The organism is Amycolatopsis sp. NPDC054798 (genome assembly GCF_053611505.1).
On record NZ_JBSHAM010000119.1, the window covers coordinates 2894 to 21514 of the forward strand.

General features: G+C 71.3%; 14 protein-coding genes and 1 pseudogene. 8 read left to right on the forward strand and 7 right to left on the reverse strand.

Translation table 11 applies throughout. The features are described 5' to 3' along the window. The 3 genes and pseudogenes from ACWGIC_RS39975 to ACWGIC_RS39985 all read left to right on the forward strand — a co-directional run. Nucleotides 1-265 (forward strand): annotated as a pseudogene (locus tag ACWGIC_RS39975) (serine/threonine-protein kinase); the annotation flags it as partial. A gap of 112 nt (nt 266-377) precedes the next feature. Beyond that, nucleotides 378-1391 carry a 4-hydroxy-tetrahydrodipicolinate synthase gene (dapA, locus tag ACWGIC_RS39980; RefSeq protein ID WP_452081154.1) on the forward strand — a complete coding sequence of 338 codons (1014 nt, stop codon included), beginning with the start codon at nt 378-380 and terminating at the stop codon, nt 1389-1391. Continuing rightward, the gene (locus ACWGIC_RS39985; protein ID WP_452081155.1) at nt 1388-3085 is read left to right on the forward strand and encodes a ribonuclease J; all 1698 of its coding nucleotides are present in this window, start codon (nt 1388-1390) and stop codon (nt 3083-3085) included. Before dapA ends, ACWGIC_RS39985 begins: the two co-directional genes overlap by 4 nt. A gap of 211 nt (nt 3086-3296) precedes the next feature. Here the strand turns inward: ACWGIC_RS39985 and ACWGIC_RS39990 are convergent, their stop codons facing one another. From ACWGIC_RS39990 to ACWGIC_RS40005, 4 genes are all read right to left on the reverse strand, one after another. After that, nucleotides 3297-4241, reverse strand: a complete 945-nt coding sequence (locus ACWGIC_RS39990) for an EamA family transporter (protein ID WP_452081156.1) — start codon at nt 4239-4241, stop codon at nt 3297-3299. 41 nt (nt 4242-4282) lie between these two features. After that, the gene (wrbA, locus tag ACWGIC_RS39995) at nt 4283-4897 is read right to left on the reverse strand and encodes an NAD(P)H:quinone oxidoreductase (protein ID WP_452081157.1); all 615 of its coding nucleotides are present in this window, start codon (nt 4895-4897) and stop codon (nt 4283-4285) included. Nucleotides 4898-4947: 50 nt separating this feature from the next. Then, entirely contained in the window at nt 4948-5757 is an 810-nt protein-coding gene (locus tag ACWGIC_RS40000) for a lysophospholipid acyltransferase family protein (protein ID WP_452081158.1), read from the reverse strand. Between the two features lie 392 nt (nt 5758-6149). Then, a complete protein-coding gene (locus ACWGIC_RS40005) occupies nt 6150-6506 on the reverse strand; it encodes a hypothetical protein (RefSeq protein WP_452081159.1) in 357 nt (118 codons plus the stop codon). A gap of 278 nt (nt 6507-6784) precedes the next feature. Here ACWGIC_RS40005 and ACWGIC_RS40010 point away from each other — a divergent pair, with 278 nt between their 5' ends. Further along, nucleotides 6785-7630: a helix-turn-helix domain-containing protein gene (locus tag ACWGIC_RS40010; protein WP_452081160.1), complete on the forward strand. Its 846-nt coding sequence runs from the start codon at nt 6785-6787 to the stop codon at nt 7628-7630. Between the two features lie 14 nt (nt 7631-7644). On the opposite strand, the gene ACWGIC_RS40015 is transcribed toward ACWGIC_RS40010, so the two are convergent. Together ACWGIC_RS40015 and ACWGIC_RS40020 are read right to left on the reverse strand one after the other, a co-directional pair. After that, the gene (locus ACWGIC_RS40015) at nt 7645-8295 is read right to left on the reverse strand and encodes a hypothetical protein (RefSeq protein WP_452081161.1); all 651 of its coding nucleotides are present in this window, start codon (nt 8293-8295) and stop codon (nt 7645-7647) included. 128 nt (nt 8296-8423) lie between these two features. Continuing rightward, nucleotides 8424-8660 (reverse strand): hypothetical protein, encoded by a 237-nt coding sequence (locus ACWGIC_RS40020; protein WP_452081162.1) that lies wholly within the window; start codon nt 8658-8660, stop codon nt 8424-8426. Here ACWGIC_RS40020 and ACWGIC_RS40025 point away from each other — a divergent pair. Then, nucleotides 8650-10998 (forward strand): DNA translocase FtsK, encoded by a 2349-nt coding sequence (locus tag ACWGIC_RS40025; protein ID WP_452081163.1) that lies wholly within the window; start codon nt 8650-8652, stop codon nt 10996-10998. The two genes, ACWGIC_RS40020 and ACWGIC_RS40025, sit on opposite strands and share 11 nt — an antisense overlap. A 44-nt stretch (nt 10999-11042) precedes the next feature. After that, nucleotides 11043-11447 carry a hypothetical protein gene (locus tag ACWGIC_RS40030; protein WP_452081164.1) on the forward strand — a complete coding sequence of 135 codons (405 nt, stop codon included), beginning with the start codon at nt 11043-11045 and terminating at the stop codon, nt 11445-11447. A gap of 4 nt (nt 11448-11451) precedes the next feature. Here ACWGIC_RS40030 and ACWGIC_RS40035 read toward each other — a convergent pair whose 3' ends face one another. Further along, the gene (locus tag ACWGIC_RS40035; protein WP_452081165.1) at nt 11452-11976 is read right to left on the reverse strand and encodes an amino-acid N-acetyltransferase; all 525 of its coding nucleotides are present in this window, start codon (nt 11974-11976) and stop codon (nt 11452-11454) included. A 157-nt stretch (nt 11977-12133) separates the two neighbouring features. Here ACWGIC_RS40035 and ACWGIC_RS40040 point away from each other — a divergent pair, with 157 nt between their 5' ends. Beyond that, nucleotides 12134-14182: an acyltransferase family protein gene (locus ACWGIC_RS40040; protein ID WP_452081166.1), complete on the forward strand. Its 2049-nt coding sequence runs from the start codon at nt 12134-12136 to the stop codon at nt 14180-14182. 119 nt (nt 14183-14301) lie between these two features. Then, nucleotides 14302-18567 carry an AAA family ATPase gene (locus ACWGIC_RS40045; protein WP_452081167.1) on the forward strand — a complete coding sequence of 1422 codons (4266 nt, stop codon included), beginning with the start codon at nt 14302-14304 and terminating at the stop codon, nt 18565-18567. Nucleotides 18568-18621 lie beyond the last annotated feature (54 nt).

Consider the following 18621-nt stretch of genomic DNA (forward strand, 5'->3'; position numbering starts at 1 on the left):
CGCGTTGGTGGCCCTCCCCCCGGGGTTGTCGTCCAACAGCGGGGCGCGGGTGGCGCGCTGGGCGGGGGGGTACGAGACCGGGGGGTGGCCGCCGCAGCAGCGCGCGGGACTGGTCTACCGGGCGATCGTGCCGACCCAGCAGGGGTGGCAGGTGCAGCCGGACAGCGACAGCAGCGGCAGCGGTCCGAACCGGAAGATCTACTGCGTCCTTTCGCGCGCCAGCAACGACCAGATCCCGGCGCGGATCACCGCCAAGGTCAAGTAGCCGCGCGAGAAGTTCCGCGCGAACCGGCCCGGCGGCGGAAATTCTCCGAAGTTCCCGGTGGCACACCAGGTCGAGGGCGGGTTCGGCGGTCCGAGGAGGTACCGTCGTGCCCATGTCCACCTCACCTGCCGCCGCGCCCGGACGTCCGTTCGGCCGCGTGCTCACCGCGATGGCGACCCCCTTCGACCGGGCCGGGGCGCTGGACGTGAAGCGGGCCCAGGAACTGGCCGAGTACCTCGTGGACCTCGGCAACGACGGCCTCGTCGTCAACGGCACCACCGGCGAGAGCCCGACCACCACGGACCAGGAGAAGGCGGCGCTGATCCGCGCCGTCGTCGAGGCGGTGGGCGACCGCGCGACCGTCGTCGCGGGGGCGGGCACCAACAACACCGCGCACAGCATCGAGCAGGCGCAGGCCGCCGCCGAGGCGGGCGCGCACGGCCTGCTCGTCGTGACGCCCTACTACTCGCGGCCGAGCCAGGCCGGGCTGTACGCGCACTTCACCACGGTCGCGGACGCGACCGAGCTGCCGGTGATGCTCTACGACATCCCGCCGCGCTCGATCGTGCCGATCGAGGTCGACACGCTGCAGCGGCTGGCCGAGCACCCGCGGATCCTCGCGGTGAAGGACGCCAAGGGCGACCTGATCGCCGGCTCCGAGGTCATCGCGAACACCCACCTCGCCTACTACTCCGGCGACGACGGCCTGAACCTGCCGTGGCTGTCGGTCGGCGCGGTCGGCGTGGTCAGCGTGATCGGGCACGTCGTGGCGGGCCGGATCCGGGCGATGATCGAGGCCTACGAGGCGGGCGACACGTCCACCGCGCGCACGAACCACCGCGGGATGCTCCCGGTGCTGCGGGCGATGTCGCGCGTCGGCGGCGTCGCGTTCAGCAAGGCCGCGCTGCGGCTGCGCGGGTTCGAGATCGGCGACCCCCGGCTGCCGATCGTGGCCCCGTTCGACGACCAGCTGGAGCAGATCGCGGCCGATCTCGCCCAGGGCGGCGTGCCGCTGGAGGACAGCGCGGCCTCGGACTGGCATGGTGCACGGGTGGCACAAGCAGATTCGCAGGCGGCCTACACCGCCCCCACCTCGCACACCAGCGTTGGGACAATGCCCCGGTGACTTCACTTCCCGCCGGACCCGGCCCGACGCACCTCCCGCCCGCCCTTCCCGAGGGAGCCTTGCGCGTCGTCGCGCTCGGCGGCATCGGCGAGGTCGGGCGCAACATGACCGTCTTCGAGTACGACGGCAGGCTCCTGATCGTCGACTGCGGCGTCCTCTTCCCCGAGGACGACCAGCCGGGCGTCGACCTGATCCTGCCCGATTTCCGCGCGATCGAGGACCGGCTCGACGACATCGACGGCCTCGTGCTCACCCACGGGCACGAGGACCACATCGGAGCCGTCCCGTTCCTGCTCCGGCTGCGCCCGGACGTCCCGATCTACGGTTCGCGCTTCACCAACGCGCTGCTCGCGGCCAAGGCCAAGGAGCACCGCCAGCGGCCGAAGCTGATCGAGGTGCGCGAGGGGGAGAAGCGCAAGGTCGGCGCGTTCGACCTCGAGTTCTTCGCGGTGAACCACTCGATCCCGGACGCGCTCGCGGTCGCCATCCGCACGCCGGCCGGCGTCGTGCTGCACACCGGCGACATCAAGCTCGACCAGCTGCCGCTCGACGGGCGGCTCACCGACCTCGCGGGCTTCTCGCGCCTCGGCGACGAGGGCGTGGACCTGTTCTGCGTGGACTCGACCAACGCCGAGGTGCCCGGGTTCGTCATGCCCGAGCGCGACATCGGCCCGGTGCTCGACGACGTCATCCGGCGCGTGGACCAGCGCGTGATCGTCGCCTGCTTCGCCAGCCACGTGCACCGGGTGCAGCAGGTGCTGGACGCCGCTGTCCGGCACGGCCGCCGCGTGGCGTTCGTGGGCCGGTCGATGGTCCGGAACATGGGCATCGCGGCCGAACTGGGCCTGCTGGAGGTGCCCGAGGGCCTGCTGGTGGACCTGGACCAGGCCAGCACGCTGCCGGAGAGCAAGGTGCTGTTCGTGTCGACGGGTTCGCAGGGCGAGCCGCTGTCGGCGCTGTCGCGGATGGCGCGCGGCGAGCACCGGCAGATCTCGATCCGCGCGGGCGACACCGTCGTGCTGGCCAGCTCGATGATCCCGGGCAACGAGACCGCGGTGTTCGGCGTCGTGAACGGCCTGACCCGGCTCGGCGCGAACGTCGTGCACCAGGGCAACGCGAAGGTGCACGTGTCCGGCCACGCCTCGGCCGGCGAGCTGCTGTACCTCTACAACGCGGTCCGGCCGAGCAACGTGATGCCGGTGCACGGCGAGTGGAAACACTTGCGCGCCAATGGGGAACTCGCGATCCGCACCGGCGTCGCGCCGGACAACGTGGTGATCGCCGAGGACGGCGTGGTCGTGGACCTGGTCGACGGCAAGGCCTCGCGCACCGGCCGCGTCGAGGTCGGGCACGTGTACGTGGACGGCCTGTCCGTCGGCGACGTCGGCGAGTCGACCCTGTCCGACCGGCTGGTGCTCGGCGAGGGCGGCTTCATCGCGATCACCGTGGTGGTCGACTCGAACACCGGCCGCGCGGTCAGCAGCCCGACGATCTCCGGCCGCGGGTTCTCCGACGACCCGAAGGCGCTGCACGCCGTCGTGCCGCTCGTGGAGATGGAGCTGGCGCGGACGGAAGCCGAGGGCATCACCGACACCCACCGCATCGCGCAGGCGGTGCGCCGGGTCGTCGGCCGGTGGGTCGCCGACACCTACCGCAGGCGGCCGATGATCGTGCCGACGGTCATTCCGGTCTGAGTCAGCGCCGCGCGCCCGCCAGCAGCAACGCGACCATCACGATCGCTGCCTGGCGGGCGAGCGCGTTGCGCGCTCTGCGCTGTTCGGCCCGGCTCGGTCGGTTGTCCATGAGATCCCCCAGGTGTCTCGTACGGCTCGCTCCAGTGTGGCGGGTCCGCGGATAGGACACATCCCGCCCGAGGTTGGTTCCCTCCTCCATCCGGAGAGGGAGTCAAGCGACCGCCGCGGTCTGTCGCTGGACCAGGTAGGCGCCGCCGAGCAGCAACGCGGCGCCGACCGCCTGGGGCCAGGCGAGCGCTTCGCCGAGCAGCGCCCACGCGAACGCCGCCGCCGTCACGGGTTCGAGCAGCCCCACGACGCTCGCCACCGAGGCGGGCAGATGGCGCAGCGCGGAGATCCCCGCGACGTAAGGGATCGCCGTCGACAGCACCACCAGGCCGAGCAGCAGCACCCACACCGGGGGAGTCCACGGTCCGAAGGCGACGGTCTGCCCCGCCATCTCCAGCGGCAGCGTCCACGGCGGCGCGGTGACGCTCACGAGCACCCCGCCGATCACCATCCCCCAGGTGACCAGCCCGAGCGGTTCGCGGTCGGCCACCGCGCGTTCGCCGAGCAGGAAGTATCCGGCCGAGCACAGCGCCGCGCCGACCCCGGCCAGCAGCCCGATCGCGTCGAGCCGCAGCCCCTGCCACACCTGCGCGACCAGAGCCAGCCCGACCAGCGCGATCGCCATCCCGAACCACAGCGCGCGCGGCAGCCGCTTCCGCCGCACCACGCGCACCCACAACGCGATCAGCACCGGCGACAGGAACTCCAGCAGGATCGCGATGCCGACCGGGATGCGTTCGGCGGCAATGAAATACAGCAGTTGCGTACCGGCCACGCCGAGCGCGCCGTACGCCAGCAGCATCGGCCATTCCCCGCGCCGGACGCGCAGCGTGTGCGGCGCGAACAGCGCGGTGCCGATCAGCAGCAGAACTCCCGCCGTCCCGATCCGCAGCACCGCCGTCTGCTCCGGCGTCATTCCCGCGCCCATCAGCGGTTTCGCGAGCGTGCCGGACGTGCTGAAGAAGACCGCGGCGAGCAGCACGAGCGAGAGGCCGCGGCCCCGGCGGATCACCCGGGGCCGTTCCAGGACAGGGAGTTCGGTGGTCACGCGCGGGACATTACGGAGCGGGACGACCGAACGAAACCGAGTTATTCCCCGGTTTTCAGGCCTGTCGCGACGTGTGTCGTGATCGTCGCCAGCCGTCGCCCCTGAATCCGCAGTGCTTGCAGCGCGGTTTCATCCGGCGCCGCGGATTTGCGCGACACGAACGAGCCGCCGTACGGGTTGCCGGATTCCATCAGGTGCGGGTCGGAGTAGCCGAGGGGGACGACGATCGCGCCCCAGTGGTAGAAGATGTTGTTGATTGCCAGCACAGTCGCTTCGAGACCACCGTGCGCAGTGGACGCCGAGGTGAACGACGTCGCCACCTTTCCGGCCAGTTTCCCTTGCGCCCACAGGCCGCCCGTGGTGTCCACAAAGGACTTGAGCTGCGCGGCGGGCCCGCCGAACCGGGTCGGGCTGCCGAGCGCGAGACCGTCCGCCCATTCGAGATCCGCCAGCGTGGCGAGATCGTGGTGCGGCCCGGAATCTGTCCAGGCCTGCCAACGCCGATTGCTCGCCACGGCTTCCGGCGGCGCGGTTTCGGCCACCGTGCGGACGCGTATCTCGGCTCCGGCTTCGCCCGCCCCTTCGGCGAGTGCATCGGCGAGGGCAGCGGTGTTCCCGGTGGCGCTGTAATAGACGACCAGAATGCGGGTGCTCACACTTCGCGACCCTAGCCGGGCTTACCGGGGTGTCCCACGATCCGGACCGCTCAGCGCTGAGGCTTCCAGGGGCTGACGGTGTCGGTCGGCCGCGTCGGGTCGTGGAAGCGCGGGCGGATCGGTTCGTGGCGGCGCAACGGGATCAGGCCGTCGGTGATCGCCTGCATGATCTTGGCGTGCGCGCGGACGCCCGCGCCCGGCCGCTCCGGCTCGACGTCCGACAGGTCCACCGGCGTCCCGAAATGCACCTTGAACCGCGGCCGCCGCAACGGCGCGCTCAACCCGGATTTGGCCAGCGGCAGCAGATCCGCGGGCCCGTTCACGGTCTCGGTGCCCCAGTACACGGCTTCGTGCGCGCCCCACTGGCTGATCGGGATCACCGGCACGCCCGCAGCGAGCGCGAGCCGGGCCGCCCCGGTCTTGCCGCGCTCCGGCCATAGCCCCGGATCGTGGCTGATCCGCCCTTCCGGATAGACGACGATCGGCTCGCGCGTGGTCCGCAACGCCTCCGCGGCCTCGGCGAACTGGCCGACCGCGGTCGCCGCCTTCGCCCGGTCGACCCGCAGATGCCCGCTGACCCGCAGCGCCGGCCCGATCACCGGCGCGTCGAGAATCCCGCCGGCGAGCATGAAGCGGGGATTGATGCCGATCCGCTTGCACGCCGCCATGAGCACGAAGGCGTCGAACACGCCGATGTGGTTGGCCGCCATCAGCAGCGGCCTGCCCCGCAGTTCCCGCGGCACCGACCCGGTGACGGTGAGCCGGCCGACGAGGTTGACCAGGCCCCGGTCGAGGTTGAGCATCGTCCGCCAGATCGCGGGGGCACGGCGCGGAGCCTCGTCCTGTTGCAGCGCGAACATGCGCAGAGCATTTCACGGGACTGTCCACCTGGGGCAACGCGGTTCGGCGCGAGGTGGACCGACGGAGAGTTCCGGAGAGCTTGCCGCAGGTCAGGGCGTTTCTGCGGCCGCTCGTCCCGAGGGATCCCCCGGCGAGGATCTCGCCGGGCTCAATCTTCGAGAGCCTTCCCCCCGCCCTCGGCCGGCACAGCGGCGCTCCCGAAGCGCGCTATCCCGGCTGTCCTCGTACCGGATGGCGAAAGCTGCCTGTCCTTCACGACCTTTCCCGCTCAGCGGGACAGGCGGGTGCCAGGGCACCCGCGGCGGCAGCGCGCCCTCCCTCGCTGCTGCCGCCGCCGGATGACCTGGCACCCGCCCCGGCCCGGAACCGCACGACTTACCGCATCGCTGCCTCAGCCACAGCCCACGAAAGCGTTGATGACCATGTTTCCGGGGTCCAGCGGCCGCGTCACCCACGGGCCGACATCGTCCCAGGCTCCGCGGTCCTTGTAGAGCACCCGGAACGAGTTTCCGTGAGCTTTTGCCATGTAGTAATAGTCCCCCATGGGATGATCCGCGCAGCCAAGCAAGTTGTACCAGTCGCCGTTGCTCTTCAGGCGCAGGCAAGCTCGCCCGTAATCGCACACCGGGCTGAAATACCCTCCGTTCGCGGGGGTCCGCGACGCGGCGTGTGCCGGGATTGCGCACAGCCCGAGCATGGACACGGCCATCGCCGCGCACGCTGTGGTTTTCCTGAACGAATTCCTCATTCCGGGTTGTTTCCTTTCCTGGGGATAAATATTCGCTATCGCGCTGAAACTGGCCGATCGTCGCCGGATCGATTTCTGGCGACAGCGATCCGATATTCGCGGACCGGCCCTCTTCGTGAATCCGGCCGCGAGCTTTCGCGACCGACAGGCATACGCTAGATCTGCTCGGCAGCAGCGGTCTTGGACAAATGCATGGTCTTCCGCCCGGCATCGCCGGTGGCTACCCTGGCCCCAGGACTGCCGCGCCGTCGTGCACGGCGGTGTTCGCGAGGGGGAACGTGGACAGATGGGCGGGAAACCTGTCACGTCGCGAGGGCGAGGCGTGCGCGGGCCAGAGCGTCGCCGGACGCCCTGATCCGCGGCTGGCGGCGCATGTGTTCGGCTACGCCGGATCGCGGTACGCTGGCGCCGCGCCGGTCGTACGGCGGATCGCTCCCATCGACGGCGTCAAACTGATCCTCGACTTCGAGAACCTGCGGCGCAGGATGATCACCGCGAGCGGCAGCCTGGGTCCGCCGCAGCCGCGGTCCCCGGTCGTCGGCATCCACAGCCGCCCGCTCGTGTTCGAGCAAACCGGGCCCGACCACGGCATGGTGGTCGGCCTGACCCCGTTGGGCGCGCATGCCTTGTTCGGTGCGCCGCTCAGCGAACTGCCCGCCTACGCCGGGCTCACCGACCTGCTCGGCGCCCGGGCGGCCCGCCTTCTCGACGAGCTGGCGCACACCCCGACCTGGCCCGGCCGGTTCGCGCTGCTCGACGAGAGACTGCGCGCCTGGCTCAACCCGGACGTGCGCTTGGCCACCGCGGTCGAAGCCGCGTGGGATCTCCTCAAAGCAACTCGCGGACAGATGGCCATCGCCACCCTGGCCGACCGCGTCGGCTGGAGCCGCTCCCACCTCGAAGCACGGTTCCGCACCCAGATCGGCCTGCCGCCCAAAGCGTTCGCCCGGATCGCCCGGTTCCACCACGCGCTGCACCTGCTCCACCTGCGACGGCCACGCCGCACGACGGAGATCGCCACAGCCTGCGGCTACGCCGACCAGCCCCATTTGAACCGCGAGTTCCGCGCACTCACCGGCTGCGCTCCCACCCGCTTCCTCGCTCTCCCGCATCAGGAGACCTGACCGGTTGCCACCGTTCAGGAAGCGTCCGGCGGCCTCGATTCGGTGGTCTCCGTGTAGCCGGAGCCAAGCCACCGCGTGCAGCCCGAGATCGTCAACCCGTCTTCCTCGACGCTCCGGCTCCGGAGCAGCATCCCGGTGTCCTCGTCGAACACCAGCTGCCGGGTGCTCGGCCGGGCCGGATCCGGGACGCTGACCACGACCCCCGGCGGATCCGCCTCCTCCGCTGCCAGCCCGGGCTGCTCCGCGAGCCACAAGAGCAGCATCCGCTGCAGCTCCGGCGGGACGACCTGGGTCAGCCAGACGGTGTTGAACGCCTTGACCACGCCCGCGGGACCGGTCCGGCGGCGCAGTTCGGCGCGCACCGACGGCAAATCCCGCGCCACCAGGAAGTCGCCCATCAGCCCGCCCGGCGGGAAGCAGCCGCTGGGCCGGACCACCACCCCGCCCCGCGTGACCAGCAGCCGCCCGGATCCGTCCGCGGCGATCCAGTCCTCGCGGTCGAAGCACTCGGTGCTGGCCGACAGGATCCGCCCGCCGGGGGTCCGGTCGGAGTGCCGGTACCACCCGGACGTGCGGTGGTAGTGGTACCGCCCGGTACCCCGCGGGGCCGGGGCCCCGGCGGTCCGGTCGGCCAGCGCGCGCACGATTTCGGCAGGACTCGGCATGAAGGGCCTCGGCTTCCGGGGGAGCGGCGAGGGGGCATCCTGGATCGTTCCACAAGATCCGCTGTGATCTGGAGCCGATTGTTTCGCCTGCGCCGCGAGTGGCACATGGGACTATCGGTCCGCGCCCGTTACCGTGGAGGCATGGCTGGGTCGGCGACGAGGAAGCGGAGCACGGCGGGAAGCGGCGGGAAGGCACCGGCGCGCAGTTCGCGTACGCCGGCGAAGTCTCGGACGGCTGCCTCTGGCAGGTCGTCGAAAGGCGGTTCCACCAGGGCGAGGAGCAGCACCCGGCCCCGGACGTCCGCGGCCCGGCGGCCGGCTAGCCGCAAGAGTTCCGGGGCGTTCGGGCGGGGCGTGCGCAGCACCTGGAACCTCGCCGCCAAGGGAATCGGCTCGCTGGCCCGCACGGTCGGGCGCACGCGGGAACTCGAAGCGGAACACCGGCGCGACGGGCTGGCTCTCGGGCTGATCGCGCTCGCCATCGTCGCCGCGGTCGGCGTCTGGTGGCGGGCGGCCGGGCCGATCGGGGCGGGCGTCGAGGTCGCCACGCGGACGGTGCTCGGCGCGGGAGCCGTCACGCTGCCGCTGGTGCTGCTCGTGGTCGCGGTCGCGCTGATGCGGTCCGAGCCGCGGCCGGAAACCCGCCCGCGGATGGTCATCGGCACGCTGCTGGTCGTGCTGTCGGTGCTCGGGATGCTGCACATCTTCACCGCGCTCCCGGACACCAACGACGGCCGGATGTACGCGGGCGGAATCCTCGGCGCGTTCTCCGGCGGGCTGCTGACCAAGGGCGTCACCACGTGGGTCGCGGTGCCGCTGCTGATCCTCGCGCTGCTGTTCGGCGTGCTCGTGTTCACCGGCACGCCGGTCCGCGAAATCCCGCACCGCCTGCGCACCTGGGGTCTCGACGAGCACGAACTGGCCGAGTACGAGGCCGGCCAGCACGACGGCGAGCCGGAGCCCGAACCCGAGGCCGAACCGAAGGCCGTCCGGCTGCGGAAGCCGTCGCGCCGTCGCCAGGCCAGCGCCGACAGCGGCAAGGACGGCGAGCAGCTCGACCTCGACGCCGCGCTCGCCGAGCCGGCCACACCGATCCGGCCGCCGAAGCCGGTCGCGCCGCCTGCCGAAGTGCCGGAAAAGAAGGCGAAGAAGGCGCCGGAACCGGCGTTGTCGGTCACCCGGACCGTCGAGGGCGACTACGCGCTCCCGCCGCCGGACCTGCTGAAGCTCGGCGACGCGCCGAAGTCCCGCAGCAAGGCCAACGACCAGATGATCGAGGCGATCACCGGCGTCCTCGACCAGTTCAACGTCGACGCGCAGGTCACCGGCTTCACCCGCGGTCCGACGGTCACCCGGTACGAGGTCGAGCTCGGCCCGGGCGTGAAGGTCGAGAAGATCACCGCGCTGACCAAGAACATCGCCTACGCGGTGGCCACCGACAACGTCCGCCTCCTCGCGCCGATCCCGGGCAAGTCCGCGGTCGGCATCGAGGTGCCCAACTCCGACCGCGAGATGGTGCGCCTCGGCGACGTGCTGCGCGCGCCGACCACGGTCAAGGACAACCACCCGATGCTGATCGGGCTCGGCAAGGACATCGAGGGCGAGTTCGTCACCGCGAACCTCACGAAGATGCCGCACCTGCTGGTCGCCGGTTCCACCGGTTCCGGCAAGTCGAGCTTCGTGAACTCGATGCTGGTGTCGCTGCTGGCCCGCTCGACGCCCGCGGAATGCCGGATGATCCTGATCGACCCGAAGATGGTCGAGCTGACGCCGTACGAGGGCATCCCGCACCTGATCACGCCCATCATCACGCAGCCGAAGAAGGCCGCCGCCGCGCTGGCCTGGCTCGTCGAGGAGATGGAGCAGCGCTACCAGGACATGCAGGCCAACCGGGTCCGCCACATCGACGACTTCAACGCCAAGGTGCGCTCCGGCGACATCACCGCGCCGCCGGGCAGCGAACGCGAGTACCAGCCGTACCCGTACATCATGGCGATCGTCGACGAGCTGGCCGACCTGATGATGACCGCGCCGCGCGACGTCGAGGACGCGATCGTCCGGATCACCCAGAAGGCCCGTGCCGCGGGCATCCACCTGGTGCTGGCCACCCAGCGGCCGAGCGTCGACGTCGTCACCGGCCTGATCAAGACGAACGTGCCGTCGCGGCTCGCGTTCGCCACGTCGTCGCTGACGGACTCGCGGGTCATCCTCGACCAGCCGGGCGCGGAGAAGCTGATCGGCATGGGCGACGCGCTCTACCTGCCGATGGGAGCCGGGAAACCGGTCCGCATCCAGGGCGCGTTCGTCGGGGACGAAGAGATCGCCGCGGTCGTCAACTTCGCCAAGGAACAGGCGCAGCCGGACTACAACGAGGGCGTCACCAGCGCCAAGGCGGGCGAGAAGAAGGAGATCGACCCGGACATCGGCGACGACCTCGACGTCCTGCTGCAGGCCGCCGAGCTGATCGTCACGTCGCAGTTCGGGTCGACCTCGATGCTGCAGCGCAAGCTCCGCGTCGGGTTCGCCAAGGCCGGACGGCTGATGGACCTGCTGGAAAGCCGCGGCGTGGTCGGCCCGTCCGAGGGGTCGAAGGCCCGCGACGTGCTGATCAAACCGGAGGAGCTGGAGTCGGTGCTGTTCATGATCCGCGGCGGCTCCGACGCGGGCGGGTCGCCCGCCGGCGGGGAGGACGAGGACTTCTGAGCCGCGCATGCAACCCGGCGGCGCGCCCGGTCCGTCCAGAAGGCATGGACCTCAAAAAGCTCGCACTGGGTATCGGGACGGCCGCCGCGCTGGCCGGATGCGCGGGCGCTCCGGTCGCCCTCGCGCACACGCCGCGACCGGAAGCCGCCGAGCCGGGCCACGACGTGGTCCTCGGCCGCGGCCAGGAGGTGCAGGTCTCCGGGCGGGACCTGACCGTGCGCTACCGCGACCTGGTCTCGGACTCGCGCTGCAAACCGGGCCGCCAGTGCTTCGTCGCGGGCGACGCGGTGGTGTCGCTGGTCCTCACCGAACCGGGCCGCGGCGAGCACACGTCCGTCCAGCTGCACACCGACAAGCCCGGCCCGCACGAGACGACCTACGCGGGCACGACGGTCCGGCTGGCCGGCGTGGACCACACCGGGGACCGGATCACCGTGCACCTCTCGTGAGCGCTCAGAACTCCAGCAGCATCCGCGAGTTGCCGAGCGTGTTCGGCTTGACGTAGGGCAGGTCGAGAAACTCCGCCACGCCCGGGTCGAGCGAGCGCCGCATCTCCTCGTACACCTCGTGCGAGACCGGGGCCCCGTCGATCTCGACGAACCCGTGCCCGGCGAAGAACGACGTCTCGAAAGTCAGCACGAACAGCCGTTTCAGCCCCAGCTCGCGGGCCTCCTCGACGAGCCTGCCGACCAGCGCGCGCCCGATCCCGCGGCCGCGAGCCGCTTTGTCGACCACGACGGTGCGCAGTTCGCCGATGTCCTCCCACAGCACGTGCAGCGCGGCGGCGCCGAGCACGTCCTCGGCGCCGTCCCCGGCGTTTTCGTCGGTCGCGACCCAGAACTCCTGCACCGCCTCGTACAGCGTGACGAGATCCTTTTCGAGGAGCACGCGGCCCGCGTCGGAATCGACGAGGGCTTTGATCTTGCGGACGTCGGCGATCCGCGCGCGGCGGACGGACGGAGGACGGGAATCGGGCACCCGGTCAAGATAACTACCGCGAGCACCGGGCGCGCCGGGCGGCTCCGCCGGGGGACCCCGGATGCGTGACAGCGCGGGTCGTCACGTATAGCTAGTAAGCGCACATGACCAGTAGTCGGCGGTCCCGGCCCGCTGCCGGCCCTCGGGAGGAACCTGCATGACCGGCAGCACCGTGGCCGCCCCGGAAAGGCCCGGCCGTCCTCCCGCCGGCCCGAGCGCGCAGGCCCGGTTCCGGCCCGAGCTGCAGGGCGTGCGGGCGCTGGCGTCGGTGCTGGTCGTCGTCTACCACGTGTGGTTCGACCGGATTTCCGGCGGCGTCGACGTGTTCTTCCTCGTCTCCGGGTTCCTGATCACCGGCCAGCTCTACCGGGCGCTGCTGCGCGGCCGGATCGAACTGCGCGCCACCTGGGGCCGGATGATCAAGCGGCTCTTCCCGGCCGCGATGACCGTGCTGCTGGCCGTCGTGGTCGTCTCGCAGCTGCTGCTGCCGCAGGACCGCTGGTTCCAGACCATCCGCGAGGTCGTCGCGTCCGCGCTGTTCTACGAGAACTGGCAGCTCGCGGCCGATTCGGTGGACTACTTCGCCCAGCACAACAGCGCGAGCCTGGTGCAGCACTTCTGGTCGCTGTCCATCCAGGGCCAGTTCTACGTGCTGTGGCCGCTGCTGTTCGTCGGGCTCGGGCTGCTCGTGCGCCGGTTCGGCTGGTCGCTGCGCAGCACGGTCAACTTGCTGCTGGTCGTCCTGTTCGCCGCTTCGCTCGCGTACTCGGTGTACCTGACCGCGGCCGACCAGCCGCTGGCCTATTTCCACGGCCTGACCCGGGTGTGGGAGTTCGCGCTCGGCGGCCTGATGGCGATGTTCCTCGACCAGGTCACGCTGCCGCGGCTGCTGCGCATCGCGCTCGGCTGGATCGGCGTCGCCGGGCTCGTGCTGTGCGGAGTCCTGCTCGAGGTCGACAGCGTGTTCCCCGGCTGGATCGCGCTGTGGCCGACCGTCTCGGCGGGACTGGTGCTGGTGGCCGGGCAGACCGGCAGCGTGCTCGGCGCGGACCGCTGGCTCAGCTCGAAATTCCTCGGCTACGTCGGCAATCTCAGCTTCTCGCTCTACCTGTGGCACTGGCCGGTGCTGGTGTTCTACCTGATCATCCGGGACCGGACGGCGGTCGGGCTGCTCGGCGGCACGTTCGTGGTCGGCGTGTCGTTCCTGCTCTCGATCCTGACCTACCACCTGATCGAGAACCCGATCCGGCTGTCGAAGATCGGGGCCGCGAAACGGTGGGGCGCATACCGGTTCGGCGTGCTCGCGCTGGCCCCGGTGCTCGTCGCGAGCGGCGTCTGGCAGGGCGTGAGCAGTGCGCGGGCGAACTACGAGATCGCCATCGGCGACCCGGACCATCCGGGAGCGGTCGCGCACGCGCAGGGCTTCGTCTACCGCGGCGCGCCGTCGCCGTCGATCGTGCCGCCCACGGTGAAGCTCGCCGACGACTGGGCCCGCATCGCGCCGGACCAATGCTCGAAGTCGCCGCGCAACAAGGAGCTGGAGATCTGCACCGAGGGCCCGGAAGGCCCGCCCGCCAAGCGGATCGTGCTCGTCGGCGACTCGCACATCCAGCAGTACCTCGCCGCCTTCCGGCCCGCGGTCGTCTCCGACGGCTGGCAGGTCACGACCATGCTGAAGGGCGCGTGCCCGTATTCGTCCGGCTCCGAGCTGATGCCGGGCGACCAGAACTGCCTCGACTGGAACAAAGCCGCCACCGACGAACTGCTCGACACGCGCCCGGACGCGGTCCTCATGCTCGGCACGGTGAACGCCAAACCGGGGCCGAACGAGTCGACGCCGAAGGGTTTCGTCGATGTCTGGTCCACTTTGGACGAAGCAGGCATCCCGGTCGTGGCGATTCGCGACAACCCGCGCTACGCGTTCAACATGGCCAGCTGCGTCGCGCAGAAGAGCCCGACCGATCCGTCGTGCGCGGTGCCGCGTTCCGCCGCGGTGGCCGCGACGCCGTCCTGGGAACAGGTCGAGGGCATCCCGGACAACGTGTCGTTCCTCGATTTCACCGACTACTACTGCGACCAGAAGCGCTGCCGCGCGGTCGTCGGCAACGTGCTGGTCTACATGGACGACAACCACCCGTCCGCGACGTTCAACACGACACTCGCGCCGATTGCGGTCAAACAGCTCAAACACGCCCTGCGGTGGTGACCGCGCGCGAGGGGCGAACGGGCGAGTTCGGCGACTAGCCGTCGCGGAGCGTCCCGGGTTGGGCACAATGGGGCGGCGGCGGGCTCGCCGCACGGGCACCTGAGGGGGAGCTGGTTTCTTTGACGCGCGCAGGGTGGGACGCATTCCAGGCCGCACAGTCCGAGGCGGCGGCGGGCCGGACGGCCGCGCTGACCGGCCCGGACGGCGTCGGATGGCTGCTCGTACCCGGCCAGGCGTGGCAGCGCCGGCTGCCGGACGGGAACTGGCAGTACACGCAACCGCCCGCGGACCCGGGCTACCGGACGGCGGCCCGGCCCGTGCCGCCGCCGGGCACTCCCGCGCCCGGCATGCCCGCGCCCGGGGCTCCGGGCGGGTACGGCGCGCCTCAGCAGTACCCGGGAGGACAGCAGGGCTACGCCGGTCCGCCGCGGCAGCCGTACCCCGGTCCGCAGAGCAACCCGGGCGGGTTCGCCGGGCCGCCTGCGCCGCAAGGAAGTCCAGGCGGATACGCCGGACCGTCCGCGCCGCAGGGCAATTCGGGCGGATACACCGGACCGCCTGCGCCGCAAGGCAATTCGGGCGGGTTCGCCGGACCGCCCGCGCCGCAAGGCAATCCAGGCGGCTATCCCGCACCGCACAGCAACCCCGGCGGCTACGCCCCTGCGCCGCAAGGAAATCCGGCCGCGTACAGCGGCCCGCCTTCCCCTCCGCAGGGCTACCGCCCGCCGCAGCCCGGGTACCAGCCCGCGTCGCAGGGAGCCCCGTGGTCCGGGCAAGTCCCGGCGCAGCCGCCGCCCTCCGCGCCTTCGGCACCGCCCCCGCTGCCCGCCGCCGCACCGCCGCCGGCCCTCGCCCAGCCGTCGCAGATCCGGGTGGAAGACCTCGGCCGGGCCGGGATGTTCGTCTCCGGAGCCGAGTCGATGGCCGAGTTCGTCACGCGGGCCACCCGGGTGGTCGCCTGGGCCGACGCCACCCGGCACGGCACCGCGAACGGCCCCGGCGAACCGCCGCCGCCCGAACCGGAACGGCCGGGTTCGGACGGCTCCGGCAACAACGTGCTCGGCGACATGGCGCGGCACAGCCGGTCGGTCACGCTCGACCTGCTGGCCGCGGGCAACCGCATGTGGCAGCGCAAGGAGCAGTCCCGCTACGAAAAGGCCTACGAGGAATGGCAGAAGGCCTACGCCGAGTGGGAGAAGCGCGAAGCGGCGCGGATGACGGCGGGCACGAAGCAGCCGAACCCGTTCATCCTGCTGGTGGGGGAGCCGAACACCGGCCAGCGCCGGTTCACCCGGGCGCTGAAGGCGTCGCTGACCGACGCCGAGGTCGGGTTCGACAACGCCGAGTTCTTCGACTGCGCCGCCCTGCTCGCCGAGTACGGCGACGACCCGGTCGAGCGCTCGGTGCCCGCGACGGTCAACGAAATCGAGAACGGCGGCTCCGCGCTGCTGCTCGCCGAGCGGGTCGACGCGCTCTTCGAGAAGGACGCCGCCGGCACCGTCCGCCTGCTGCGCAATTACGCGCGCGACCAGGACAGCTGCCGGCTGATCATCCTGGACGGCACCGAGAAGGTCCTCGAACAGCTCAGCACCGAGGCTCCCGACCTGGTGCAGAACATGCTGCAGTACCGGCTGCCCAAGTTCGACCGGCCGGCGGAAGCGGCCGCGCTGCTCGACGTCCTCGCCCGGGAACGCTCGTTCGGCCTGCCGCCCGACGTGCGCGACCGGCTCGCCGCGCTGGCCAAGGAACCCAGCGCCCGCACGGTGGAGACCTTGCTGGACGCGGCGTCGCGGCAGGCGATCAGCCGGGGCGCGGCGCCGGGCAGCCGGATCGAGATCGGCCATCCGGACATCGAGCCGCTCGTGGCCGCGGCGGGCCAGCGCGGCGGGTCCTCGATCGAGGAGCTGCTCGCCGAGCTGGACGGGATGATCGGCCTCAACGCGGTCAAGGAGCGGGTCCGCTCGCTGACGTCGGAGATGACGATCGACGCGCGCCGCCGCGAAGCGGGCATGAAGGTCGCCGTGCGCAGCCGTCATCTGCTGCTGACCGGCAATCCGGGCACGGCGAAGACGACCGTCGCCCGGCTGCTCGGCAAGATCTACCGGGCGCTCGGCGCGCTGCCCAAGGGCCACGTCGTCGAGGTGACCCGCGCCGACCTGGTCGGCGAGTACATCGGCGAGACCTCGCTGAAGACCCGTGCGGTCGTGCAGCGGGCGGTCGGCGGCGTGCTGTTCCTCGACGAGGCGTACAACCTCGTGAACGACAAGGACGACGACTTCGGCCGGGAAGCGGTCGCGGAACTGCTGGTGCAGATGGAAAACCACCGCGAGGACCTGGTGGTCTTCGCGGCCGGCTACCCGAAGGAGATGGACGCCTTCCTGGAGTCCAACTCCGGCCTGCGCTCGCGATTCGCCGGGTCCATCGAATTCCCGGACTACTCCAACGAAGAACTGGCGCAGATCTTCCGCGCGATGGCGAAGGGCCAGGGCTACGAGCTGTCCGCGGACCTGCTCGCGGCGCTGCCCGAGGCGGTCCGGCGGATCCCGCGCGGCCGCGGGTTCGCGAACGGCCGGTCCGCGCGCGTGCTGCTGGAAGCGGCGATCGGCAAGCAGTCCACCCGGCTGACGACCGACGGCGGCGCGGACCTGGTCACGCTCGTCGCCGCCGACCTGCCCGGCCCCGGCGAATCCGGGGTCGGCGCGGTGGACGACGCCGGTCCGCGGCGCAGCCTCCCGGAATTGCTGGCCGAGCTGGACGCGATGATCGGGCTCGATTCGGTGAAGCAGCGCGTGCGGTCCATGGTGGACGAAATGGCCGTCGACGCCCGGCGGCGCGACGCGGGCATGAAGGTCGCCGTGCGCAGCCGCCACCTGCTGTTCACCGGCAATCCGGGCACGGCGAAGACGACCGTGTCGCGGCTGGTCGGGCAGATCTACCGGGAGCTGGGCGTGCTGCCGTCCGGGCACCTGGTCGAGGTCGGCCGAGGCGATCTCGTCGCCGAGTTCACCGGCCAGACCGCGCCGAAGACCCGCGAGGTGTGCGAGCGGGCCGCGGGCGGCGTGCTGTTCATCGACGAGGCGTACAACCTCGTGCGCGACGAGAACGACGACTACGGCAAGGAAGCCGTCACCGAGCTGCTGGTGCAGATGGAGAACCATCGCGAGGACCTGGTGGTCTTCGTCGCCGGTTATCCCAAGCAGATGGACGAGTTCCTCGAATCCAACCCGGGCCTGCGGTCGCGGTTCTCCGGCCGGATCGAGTTCCCGGACTACACGAACGAGGAACTCGCCGGGATTTTCACCGTGATGGCGAAGGGCCAGGGCTACGAGCTGTCCGCGGATCTGCTCGCGGCGCTGCCCGAGGCGATCCGCCGCATCCCGCGCGGCCGCGGTTTCGCGAACGGCCGGTCCGCGCGCGGCCTGCTGGAAGCCGCGATCAGCGGGCAGTCCAGCCGGCTCGCCGCCGCCCCGGACACGCCGCCGGACCAGCTGGCCGTCCTGGTGGCCGCCGACCTGCCCGGCGCGGCCGGGGTCGCGGTCAGCGACGACGCCGGTCCGCGCCGGGGACTGGACGATCTGCTGGCCGAACTCGACGGGATGATCGGCCTCGACGAGGTGAAGTCCCAGGTCCGCGCACTGGTCGCGGAAACGCGGCTGGACGCGCGCCGCCGCAAGGCCGGGCTGCCGGTCGGGGCGCGCAGCAGGCATCTGGTGTTCACCGGCAATCCGGGCACCGCGAAGACGACTGTCGCGCGCCTGATGGGGCAGATTTACCGCGAGCTGGGAGTGCTGCCGTCGGGCCATCTGGTCGAGGTCGCGCGGCCGGACCTGGTGGGGGAGTACATCGGCCAGACCGCGCCGAAGACCCGCGAGGTGTGCGAACGGGCGATCGGCGGGCTGCTGTTCGTCGACGAGGCCTACACGCTGGTCCAGGGTTCGGCCTCGGGCACCGATTTCGGAGCCGAGGCCATCGCGGAACTGCTGGTGCAGATGGAAAACCACCGCGAGGACCTGATCGTGATCGCGGCCGGCTACCCGGCGGACATGGACCGCCTCCTCGACGCCAACGCGGGCCTGCGGTCCCGTTTCGGCGCGACAGTGCATTTCGCCGACTACGACAACGCCCAGCTGGCCGAGATTTTCACGGCCATGGCGGGCAAACAGGGCTACCGCCTCGACGCCGCGCTCACGGAAGAGCTGCCCGGGCTGATGGCCGCCCTCGACCGCGGACCGGGTTTCGCCAACGGCCGTTCGGCCCGCGGCCTGCTCGAACGCGCGATCCGGGCGCAGGCGATGCGGCTCGCCGGACCGGACGTCGACCTGGAGGCCCTGGACGACGCGGAGCTGACCCTGCTGACGGTTCCGGACGTGGCCGCGGCGCGGTGACCCCATGCCCTTGTCCGCTGGTCTGTGAGGGGCCCCTTGAGGGAACCAGATGCC

Coding starts and splice junctions, on each gene's coding strand:
- dapA (WP_452081154.1), top strand. CDS start 378: ATGTCCACCTCACCTGCCGCCGCGCCCGGACGTCCGTTCGGCCGCGTG.
- ACWGIC_RS40000 (WP_452081158.1), bottom strand. CDS start 5,757: ATGTTCGCGCTGCAACAGGACGAGGCTCCGCGCCGTGCCCCCGCGATC.
- ACWGIC_RS40005 (WP_452081159.1), bottom strand. CDS start 6,506: ATGAGGAATTCGTTCAGGAAAACCACAGCGTGCGCGGCGATGGCCGTG.
- ACWGIC_RS40015 (WP_452081161.1), bottom strand. CDS start 8,295: ATGCCGAGTCCTGCCGAAATCGTGCGCGCGCTGGCCGACCGGACCGCC.
- ACWGIC_RS40030 (WP_452081164.1), top strand. CDS start 11,043: ATGGACCTCAAAAAGCTCGCACTGGGTATCGGGACGGCCGCCGCGCTG.
- ACWGIC_RS40040 (WP_452081166.1), top strand. CDS start 12,134: ATGACCGGCAGCACCGTGGCCGCCCCGGAAAGGCCCGGCCGTCCTCCC.